Genomic DNA, 6,806 nt, shown 5'->3' on the forward strand with positions numbered 1-6,806 from the left:
GAAGAACAATGAAAAAGACTTTAAACAAACTCATCAATCACGAGATTCTTCCCAAGGAAGAAGCCAAACAAATATTGGTGAACATCGCCAAGGGAGATTACAACACTTCCCAAATCGCAGCATTTTTAACGGTTTACATGATGCGAAGTGTAACCATTGAAGAACTTGAGGGGTTCCGCGATGCCCTTTTGGAACTCTGCCTGGCAGTTGACCTAGCCGAGTACGACCCCATCGACCTTTGTGGAACAGGAGGAGATGGCAAGGACACATTTAATATTTCGACACTGGCTTCCTTTGTAACCGCAGGAGCAGGAATACATGTGACCAAGCATGGAAATTATGGAGTTTCCTCTAAATGTGGGAGTAGCAACGTTATGGAATTTTTGGGCATCAAATTTAGTAATGATGCCGATTTTCTGAAAAAGACCATCGAGGAAGCCGGTATTTGTGTATTGCACGCCCCCTTGTTCCATCCGGCCATGAAAAATGTGGCCCCCATCCGAAGAGAGTTGGCCGTGAAAACATTTTTCAATATGTTGGGGCCTATGGTAAATCCTGCATTCCCAAAAAATCAAATGGTAGGGGTGTTTAATTTGGAGCTGGCAAGAATGTATGGTTATCTATATCAGAATACAGACAAGAAATTTACCGTTTTAAATGCGTTGGACGGATATGATGAAATCTCATTGACTGGCGACACCAAAACCATATCCAACCATACAGAAGGTATGCTGGCACCTGCCGATTTTGGCGTGGAAAAGGTTTCACAAGAGGAAATCACAGGGGGCGAAGATGTAGCAGAGTCCGCCCAGATTTTCATGAATATTTTGCAAGGCAAAGGCACAGATGCCCAGAACAATGTGGTTTGTGCCAATGCAGGGGTTGCCATTGCTACCGTGGAAGGTATCACACCAAAAGAGGGTTTTGAAAAAGCAAAAGAATCGTTATTTGGAGGCAAAGGGTTAGCATCACTCAAAAAATTGCAAGAATTAAGTAATAGTTAAATTCGGTGAAGTGTCATTCCTTCGGGGCCCTGAGCGGAGTCGAAGGGAAAGCAGGAATCCGACATAAATAAAAATAGATTCCGCATCATCCCGATAGTTATCGGGAGCGGTATGACAGAAACAAAATGAACATACTAGACAAAATAGTAGCCGATAAACGCAAAGAAGTCGATTTAAAAAAAACGCTAATCACCCTGCCCCAACTGGAAGCTTCGGTAATGATGGAACGCACCTCTATCTCGTTGGCAGAAGTTTTGCGTAAGAGCAACTCTGGCATTATTGCCGAGCACAAGCGCCGTTCGCCGTCCAAATCCGTAATCAATCAAAGCTTGAGTGTACAGGATGTGGCCAAGGGCTATGCCGATGCAGGTGCTTGTGGCATGTCCGTGCTCACCGATGGCAAATATTTCGGGGGCTCTTTGGATGATTTGGTCCTCGCTAGGGCATCCACCAACATTCCTATTTTAAGAAAGGAGTTTATCATAGACGAATATCAAATCGTCGAGGCCAAAGCCTATGGTGCCGATGTCATATTGTTGATTGCTGCCATTCTGACCAGGGAAGAAATCAAAACCTTATCTGAATTGGCCAAAGGGCTGGGATTGGACGTACTGTTGGAAGTACACAACGAAGAAGAATTGGAAAAATCCTTGATGCCAAGTTTGGATATATTGGGCGTGAACAATAGGAACCTGAAATCCTTTGAGGTCAATTTGAACATCAGCAAAACCTTGTCTAAAAAAATTCCGGATGATTTTGTAAAAGTTTCGGAGAGCGGCATCAGTTCCGTGGAAGCCATCCGTGAATTAAAGGAGTTTGATTATCAAGGTTTTTTGATTGGGGAGAACTTCATGAAGACGGACGAACCCGGTAAAAGTGCAAAAGAATTTATAAACAAGATAATCGCATAACATCATTTCGAACTGTCAGATTGAGCGCAGTCGAAATCAAAGTGAGACCTATGAAACTGAAAATCTGCGGCATGAACCATAATCCAGAAGAGGTAGCAACCTTGCAACCCGACTATTTGGGCTTTATCTTCTGGGAACCCTCTTCCCGATATTTTTCGGGGGAGATCCCTAAATTGCCCAGTTCCATTAAAAAAATGGGGGTTTTTGTGGACGCACCTTTGGAAGAGGTTCTAAAAAAAGTGGCTCAATATCATTTGGATGCCGTACAACTCCACGGAAAGGAAAGTGCTGATTATTGCCATGAACTAAAAGAAAGATTTCTGTCATTTCGAGCGCAGTCGAGAAATCTAGAAATCATCAAAGTATTTTCCATCAAGGATGATTTTGATTTTGATGTATTGTCAGATTATGAAGATGTGTGTGATTATTTTCTTTTTGATACCAAAGGAAAACTACCGGGCGGCAATGGATATACATTCGACTGGTCCGTTTTGGAAAAATATCCGTCCAGCAAGCCCTACTTTTTAAGTGGCGGCATTGGATTGGATTCCAAAGAAAAATTGAAAGATTTTTTAAACAGTCCCGCTTCCAAAAATTGTTTCGCCATTGATGTGAACAGTAAATTTGAAAGAGCGCCTGGACTAAAAAACATAGACGATCTAAAAACATTTAAAGCATCACTGGAAAGTGGTCAAAACGATAAAACTGAATATCAATGAAAAGCTATCATGCTGATGAAAGGGGGTACTACGGCGAGTTTGGGGGAGCTTTTATCCCGGAAATGCTATACCCCAATTGCGAGGAGCTCAGGCAAAACTACCTCGGCATCATGGAAGAACCTTCGTTCAAGGAAGAGTTTCATCAATTGCTGAAGGATTATGTTGGCCGACCCACACCACTTTATTTTGCAAAGCGCCTATCCGAAAAATACAACACCAAAATCTACCTCAAAAGGGAAGATTTGTGCCATACGGGCGCCCACAAGGTCAACAATACCATTGGCCAAATACTGATGGCCAAAAAATTGGGCAAGAACAGAATCATTGCTGAAACAGGTGCTGGTCAGCACGGTGTGGCAACAGCTACTGTTTGCGCTTTAATGGGCATCCAATGTGTGGTGTACATGGGAGAAATCGATATTGCGCGTCAAGCCCCGAATGTGGCCCGTATGAAAATGTTGGGTGCAGAGGTCAGGCCCGCAACATCGGGCAGTAAGACCTTAAAAGATGCAACCAACGAAGCAATTCGCGACTGGATCAACAATCCTGTGGACACGCATTATATTATCGGTTCCGTGGTAGGACCACATCCCTACCCCGACATGGTGGCTCGTTTCCAATCGGTGATTTCGGAGGAAATCAAAAATCAACTCCAAGAAAAAGAAGGCAGGGAGAACCCGGATTACGTAGTAGCCTGTGTGGGCGGTGGAAGTAATGCTGCTGGAGCGTTCTACCATTATTTAGATGTTCCCGAAGTGGGCATCATTGCTGTTGAGGCAGCTGGAAAAGGTATTCATTCCGGTGAGAGTGCTGCTACGTCGGCCTTGGGTAAAGTGGGTATTATACACGGCAGCAAAACTTTGTTGATGCAGACCCAAGATGGGCAAATAACCGAGCCCTACTCCATTTCAGCTGGATTGGATTACCCTGGGGTCGGACCAATGCACGCTCATTTATATGCTTCGGGCCGTGGTGAATTTATTTCCATTACCGATGATGATGCCATGAAGGCAGGTTTGGGGCTTTGTAAATTGGAAGGTATTATCCCTGCCATTGAATCATCCCATGCCTTGGCCATTTTTGAAGATAGGAAGTTCAAGGAAGATGATGTAGTGGTGGTCAACCTATCAGGCCGTGGCGACAAAGATTTACAGAACTATATTGATTATTTCAAGTTATAACATAATGTCATTCCTGCGAAAGCAGGAATCCAGAACAGCATTGAAACTGGATCCCGCATCAAGTGCGGGATGACAGACCGAACAAAAACAGATGTCATTCCTGCGAAGGCAGGAATCCAAAAAAAAACAATGATCAAAAACGTTCATCAATATTATGTTTATGTCCTAAGTAATAAGCGTAATGGAACTTTGTATACTGGAATGACAAACAATATTGAACGAAGAGTTTTGGAACATAAGCAAGGAATAATTGAAGGGTTTACCAAAAAATACGGACTGCATATTCTAGTCTATTTTGAAACCCACCAAAATGTTAATGATGCCATTTTGAGAGAAAAAAGACTCAAAAAATGGAAAAGGCAGTGGAAGATTGAATTGATTGAAAAAGATAATCCAAGCTGGAGTGATTTAGCTTATGATTGGTATTCATAATAGATCCCGCATCAGGTGCGGGATGACAAAAAACAAACTAGAAATGAACAGAATCAAACAAAAATTACAAGAGGATAACCCGCCTGCCGGACGGGCAGGAAAAATCCTTTCCATATATTTTTCAGCGGGTTACCCCAATTTGGATGACACCGTAAAAATCATTCAGGATTTGGAGAAAAACGGTGTGGACCTCATCGAAATAGGCTTGCCCTTCAGTGACCCACTGGCTGATGGCCCAACGATTCAGGAAAGTTCCACGGCTGCCCTAAAAAATGGGATGAACACCGCTTTGCTCTTTGAGCAATTGAAAGATATTCGAAAGACCGTCAGCATTCCCCTTATTTTGATGGGTTATTTTAATCCCGTGCTTCAATATGGCGTGGAGGAATTTTGTGCCAAATGTGAAGAAATCGGAATCGATGGACTGATTCTTCCCGATTTACCTCTGGATGTTTACAAAGAGGAATACGAAGCCATTTTCAAAAAACATGGATTGATCAATGTTTTCCTGATCACTCCCCAAACAAGTGATGAACGTATCAAAGCCATTGATGATGCCTCCGAAGGATTCATTTACATGGTGAGTTCGGCCAGTACAACCGGGGCCAAACAAGGTTTTGGAACGGAACAATCGGACTATTTTGAACGCATTGCCAACATGGATTTGAAAAATCCACAAATCGTTGGATTTGGCATCAGCAATGCGGAAACATTTGAGCAAGCAACTAAAAAAGCCAAAGGAGCTATCATTGGTTCGGCTTTCATCAAACATTTAACATCAAACGGAGTGGATGATATTGGTGGCTTTGTGAAGCAAATTCGTTAAATTTCAGTTCTAAAAATCAAGACGATTTGTTCCATGAAAAAAACACTGTCCCTAGTTTCCCTGTTCGCCACTTTTTCCCTTTTTGCACAAGATGATGTAGCCGTAAAATCGCAAGTGGCCGATGCCATTAACGAGATTCGGGAATTTATTGCCATTCCCAACGATGCGCTGGATGCAGCTGATATTGACCGAAACATCATGTGGCTCAAGCGAAAGTTCGGTGACAGAGGGTTCAATACTGCCGTTTTGGACACAGATGGGCTTCCCCTGTTTTTTGCAGCCACGCCAGTGAGCGGTGAAAAACCCACTATACTTATTTATATGCACTTTGATGGCCAGTCCGTAGACCCCTCCAAATGGGATCAGCCGAATCCATATCAGGTTGTATTGAAAGCTCCAAAGGATGGAGGCTTCGAAACCGTTTCTTTTGATGAAATGGACGACGACATCAACTACGATTGGCGTTTGTTCGGGCGATCTACTTCGGATGATAAATCGCCCATTGTGATGCTCTTAAATGCCATGGACCTGTTGAAGAGGGATGGCAAGGAAATACCCTTCAACATCAAGGTTATTTTGGACAGTGAAGAGGAAAAAAGCAGTAAACCCTTGCCCGCAGCGGTAAAACAGTACCACGAACTTCTAGAATCTGATTTTTTAATGATCGTGGACGGACCTGTTCACGCTTCGGAAAACCCTACCGTTGTTTATGGGTGTCGTGGTATCACCACATTGACCCTCACCACATACGGCCCCATCAAACCACAACATAGCGGACATTATGGCAATTATGCACCAAACCCCGGGTTCCAGTTGGCACAATTGCTGGCAACCATGAAAGATGCCGAAGGTAGAGTGACCATTCCTGGATATTATGATGGTATTTCCATTGATGAAAAAACGGATTCCATACTAAAAAGTGTTCCTGATAATGACGGGGCGATAGCGAAGAAGCTTCAGTTTAAAACTGCCGAAAAAGTGGGCGGTTATTACCAAGAGGCTTTACAATACCCATCCTTGAACATTCGTGGATTGGGTTCTGGTTGGGTCGGCGACAAAGCACGGACCATTGTTCCTGAAAGTGCTACCGCCGAACTGGATTTGAGGTTGGTGGTAGAGAGTGATGGAAACCGTCTTAAAAACTTGGTAAAGGACCATATCACCAAGCAGGGATACAAAGTATTGGACCATGTACCCTCCAAAGAAGAGCGCATGCAGTTTGATAAAATTGTAACCGTAACCGAAGGAAGCGTAACTGATGCTTTCCGCACCGATTTGGATAATCCTTATGGCAAGTTTATCGTAAACACTTTAAATAAAAGTTTTGAGGAAGAGGTCATTCAAATCCGAACCATGGGTGGCACAGTACCAATCTCGCCTTTTATCAACGAATTGAAAATTCCTGCCTTTATTGTACCTGTAGTGAACCCTGATAACAACCAACACAGCCCAAACGAGAATATCAAAATTGGTCAGTTGGCCTATGGTATTAAGGCATTTTATGGGATTTTATCCTCGTCTTTGGACTAAACGAAAATTTTACCCTTGGAAAAAAAGCCCCAAAATCGGGGCTTTTTTTTATCTCATACAAGGCACTTATTCATTATTGCCTTTTTTCTTTTGCTGTCCGGGGGCATAAGCTTTGGCATTTTTTGCTCCCGTCATTTTTTTGACTTGACCTGGTGCAGTACTCCTTTTAACCGTTCCCCTATTGGCTGTACCTCGATAGGTGG

At 43.2% G+C, this 6,806-nt stretch carries 7 protein-coding genes; all 7 read left to right on the plus strand.

The features are described 5' to 3' along the window. Nucleotides 1-8 precede the first annotated feature (8 nt). On the plus strand, nucleotides 9-1,004 hold the full coding sequence (gene trpD, locus GO009_RS13950; RefSeq protein WP_163626921.1) for an anthranilate phosphoribosyltransferase: 996 nt from the start codon (nucleotides 9-11) through the stop codon (nucleotides 1,002-1,004). A 125-nt stretch (nucleotides 1,005-1,129) separates the two neighbouring features. Beyond that, nucleotides 1,130-1,915 (plus strand): indole-3-glycerol phosphate synthase TrpC, encoded by a 786-nt coding sequence (gene trpC / locus GO009_RS13955; protein ID WP_163626923.1) that lies wholly within the window; start codon nucleotides 1,130-1,132, stop codon nucleotides 1,913-1,915. Nucleotides 1,916-1,965: 50 nt separating this feature from the next. Further along, the gene (locus tag GO009_RS13960; protein WP_163626925.1) at nucleotides 1,966-2,634 is read left to right on the plus strand and encodes a phosphoribosylanthranilate isomerase; all 669 of its coding nucleotides are present in this window, start codon (nucleotides 1,966-1,968) and stop codon (nucleotides 2,632-2,634) included. Continuing rightward, entirely contained in the window at nucleotides 2,631-3,815 is a 1,185-nt protein-coding gene (gene trpB, locus GO009_RS13965) for a tryptophan synthase subunit beta (protein WP_163626927.1), read from the plus strand. The genes GO009_RS13960 and trpB overlap by 4 nt, the downstream gene beginning before the upstream one ends. Before the next feature lie 129 nt (nucleotides 3,816-3,944). After that, entirely contained in the window at nucleotides 3,945-4,247 is a 303-nt protein-coding gene (locus tag GO009_RS13970; protein WP_163626929.1) for a GIY-YIG nuclease family protein, read from the plus strand. Between the two features lie 43 nt (nucleotides 4,248-4,290). After that, nucleotides 4,291-5,073 (plus strand): tryptophan synthase subunit alpha, encoded by a 783-nt coding sequence (gene trpA, locus GO009_RS13975; RefSeq protein WP_163626931.1) that lies wholly within the window; start codon nucleotides 4,291-4,293, stop codon nucleotides 5,071-5,073. A gap of 33 nt (nucleotides 5,074-5,106) precedes the next feature. Beyond that, nucleotides 5,107-6,603: a M20/M25/M40 family metallo-hydrolase gene (locus GO009_RS13980; protein WP_163626933.1), complete on the plus strand. Its 1,497-nt coding sequence runs from the start codon at nucleotides 5,107-5,109 to the stop codon at nucleotides 6,601-6,603. Nucleotides 6,604-6,806: the final 203 nt, after the last annotated feature.

Source organism: Allomuricauda sp. TY007 (genome assembly GCF_010468565.1).
Taxonomy (GTDB): domain Bacteria; phylum Bacteroidota; class Bacteroidia; order Flavobacteriales; family Flavobacteriaceae; genus Flagellimonas.

Bases quoted from the DNA above. Each gene is read 5' to 3' on its own strand.
- trpD (WP_163626921.1), top strand. From the start codon at position 9: ATGAAAAAGACTTTAAACAAACTCATCAATCACGAGATTCTTCCCAAG.
- trpC (WP_163626923.1), top strand. From the start codon at position 1,130: ATGAACATACTAGACAAAATAGTAGCCGATAAACGCAAAGAAGTCGAT.
- GO009_RS13960 (WP_163626925.1), top strand. From the start codon at position 1,966: ATGAAACTGAAAATCTGCGGCATGAACCATAATCCAGAAGAGGTAGCA.
- trpB (WP_163626927.1), top strand. From the start codon at position 2,631: ATGAAAAGCTATCATGCTGATGAAAGGGGGTACTACGGCGAGTTTGGG.
- GO009_RS13970 (WP_163626929.1), top strand. From the start codon at position 3,945: ATGATCAAAAACGTTCATCAATATTATGTTTATGTCCTAAGTAATAAG.
- trpA (WP_163626931.1), top strand. From the start codon at position 4,291: ATGAACAGAATCAAACAAAAATTACAAGAGGATAACCCGCCTGCCGGA.
- GO009_RS13980 (WP_163626933.1), top strand. From the start codon at position 5,107: ATGAAAAAAACACTGTCCCTAGTTTCCCTGTTCGCCACTTTTTCCCTT.